General features: G+C 32.4%; 3 protein-coding genes. 2 read left to right on the plus strand and 1 reads right to left on the minus strand.

All coding sequences use genetic code 11. The features are described from left to right. The coding region (locus tag ACVC2P_RS09020; RefSeq protein ID WP_452598147.1) for a T9SS type A sorting domain-containing protein at nt 1–252 on the plus strand (252 nt) is incomplete at its 5' end. On the opposite strand, the gene ACVC2P_RS09025 is transcribed toward ACVC2P_RS09020, so the two are convergent. Next, a complete protein-coding gene (locus ACVC2P_RS09025) occupies nt 238–1,269 on the minus strand; it encodes a quinone-dependent dihydroorotate dehydrogenase (RefSeq protein WP_452598148.1) in 1,032 nt (343 codons plus the stop codon). The two genes, ACVC2P_RS09020 and ACVC2P_RS09025, sit on opposite strands and share 15 nt — an antisense overlap. A 137-nt stretch (nt 1,270–1,406) precedes the next feature. Here ACVC2P_RS09025 and pepT point away from each other — a divergent pair, with 137 nt between their 5' ends. Continuing rightward, on the plus strand, nt 1,407–2,645 hold the full coding sequence (pepT, locus tag ACVC2P_RS09030; protein ID WP_452598149.1) for a peptidase T: 1,239 nt from the start codon (nt 1,407–1,409) through the stop codon (nt 2,643–2,645). Nucleotides 2,646–2,707: the final 62 nt, after the last annotated feature.

Genomic DNA, 2,707 nt, shown 5'->3' on the forward strand with positions numbered 1-2,707 from the left:
AAGGCACAAGAAGTCGATTTTAAAATAGCTCCAAATCCTTCAAAAGGACCTATTACTATTAGCGGTAACTCTGTAAAGCATTTAAAAAATGTTAAAATTTATAACATTCTAGGTAGTTTAGTTAAAACGGTTTTACTAGATGGTAATAGAGTTACAGTAAAAATTAACTTGTCGCTAAATAAAGGCATTTACCTCGTAAAACTAAATACTAAAAATGGAGAAACTACTACTCAAAAATTAATTATTGAGTAACGCCTTATTTATAGATTTTATTAATGAAGGGCCTTCGTAAATAAATCCTGTATAAATTTGAACTAAATCTGCACCCGCTTCTATTTTATCTAAAGCATCTTTAGCAGAGTGTATGCCTCCTACTCCTATAATAGGAAATGCTTTATTACTTTTATCGGCTAAGTATTTAATAACACGTGTTGATTTATCTTTTACTGGTTGTCCGCTTAAACCACCGTTTCCTATTTCTTTTAAACGGGCATCGCTAGCTTTTAAGCCTGTTCTATCGGTAGAAGTATTACTAGCAATTACGCCATCTAAATTAGTTTCAGAAATTAATTCAATAATTTCATCTAACTGGATGTTATTTAAATCTGGAGCTATTTTTAAAAGTATTGGTTTTTGGGTCTCAAATGTAGTATTTGCCTTTTGCACAGCACCAATAAGCTCTAATAAATAGTCTTTATCATTTAATTTAGCATGGCTACCTACATTTGGGCAACTTACATTTAGCACAAAATAATCTACGTAAGGGTGTAATACATTAAAACACTCTAAATAGTCCTTGGTATAATCTTCTGGTTTTGTTTGGGTGTTTTTACCAATATTTCCTCCTATAATAAGTCTCCCTTTATTTTGTTTTAATTGCTTAACTGCTGCTTCTAGACCTTCATTATTAAAGCCCATTCGGTTAATAATCCCTTTATCGTCTTGAAGTCTAAACAAACGCTTTTTAGGGTTTCCTGCTTGCCCCTTTGGTGTTACTGTTCCTATTTCTATAAAACCAAAACCAAAGTTTGCTAATTCGTTATATAATACTGCATTTTTATCGAATCCGGCAGCTAGCCCTACAGGGTTTTTAAAAGTTAACCCAAATAATTTACGTTCTAAGCGTTTATCGTTAACCACATATAAACTTCTAAATAAAGCTGGTACTCCTGGTAATTTAGAAGTCGTTTTTATTAAGGAAAATGTGAAGTGATGGATCTTTTCAGGATCAAAAAGAAAAAATAATGGTCGTAATAATGCTTTATACATTGAATTATGTTTGCGCAAAAGTACTTCTAAATAAAAAATTGAGCAATTCTAAAAGACAAAAAAGTTATAAATTGTAACTTTATACCCATATTTCGACTTTTACAGGTTGAACAAACACCAAATTAAACGATATTTAAATGATTTCTAAAGATGATATAATAAAACGTTTTGTAAGCTATGTTATAATAGATACAGAATCGGACCCAGAAAGTGATACCACACCTAGTACAGCAAAACAATGGGACTTAGCTAATGCTCTAGTAGAGGAATTAAAAGCTATCGGCATGAGCGATGTTACTATAGACGAGAATGCATACATTATGGCAACGCTACCAAGTAATGTAGAGCATCAAGTACCAACTATAGGTTTTGTATCTCATTTTGATACCACTCCAGATTTTACTGGTGCAAATGTAAATCCGCAAATTATAGATAATTATGACGGAAAAGACATTATTTTAAATGAGGCTGAAAACATTATACTGTCTCCAGATTATTTTGAGGATTTATTACAATATAAAGGCCAAACTTTAATCACCACAGATGGTACAACACTTTTAGGTGCAGATGATAAAGCTGGTATTTGCGAAATTATTTCAGCCATGGAACACCTTATTAATAATCCAGATATTAAACATGGTACTATAAAAGTAGGCTTTACACCAGATGAAGAAATTGGCCGTGGTGCTCATAAATTTGATGTAGAAAAATTTGGTGCAGATTGGGCTTATACAATGGATGGTAGCCAAATTGGAGAATTAGAATATGAGAATTTTAATGCTGCAGGTGCTAAAGTTAGAATAAAGGGTAAAATAGTACACCCTGGTTATGCTAAAGGTAAAATGGTAAACTCTATGTACATTGCTACAGAGTTTATAAACTCTTTACCGCGCATGGAAACCCCTGAACATACTGAAGGTTATGAAGGCTTTTTCCATTTATATTCTATTAATGGAGAAGTAGAAGATACCGTATTACAGTATATTATTCGTGATCACGATCGTGGACATTTTGAAGCCCGTAAAGAGGTGATGCAAAAACTAACAAACGAATTAAATTCGCAATACGGAAGAGAAGTTATAGAAATAGAAATTACAGACCAATACTTTAACATGAAAGAAAAAGTGGAGCCTGTAATGCATATTGTAGATATAGCGGAAGAAGCTATGAAACAATTAAACATTAAACCACTTATAAAACCTATTCGTGGTGGAACAGATGGATCTCAATTAAGTTATATGGGCTTACCATGCCCAAATATTTTTGCTGGAGGCCATAATTTCCATGGACGTTACGAATATGTTCCTGTAGAAAGTATGATTAAAGCTACCGAGGTCATTTGCAAAATAGCAGAGATTACTGCAGAGAAAAAGTAATTTGTAATTACTATTACATAATAACACCCCAAAACTATAATAGTTTTGGGGTGTATATTTTT

This window comes from Pontimicrobium sp. MEBiC01747, assembly GCF_053601635.1.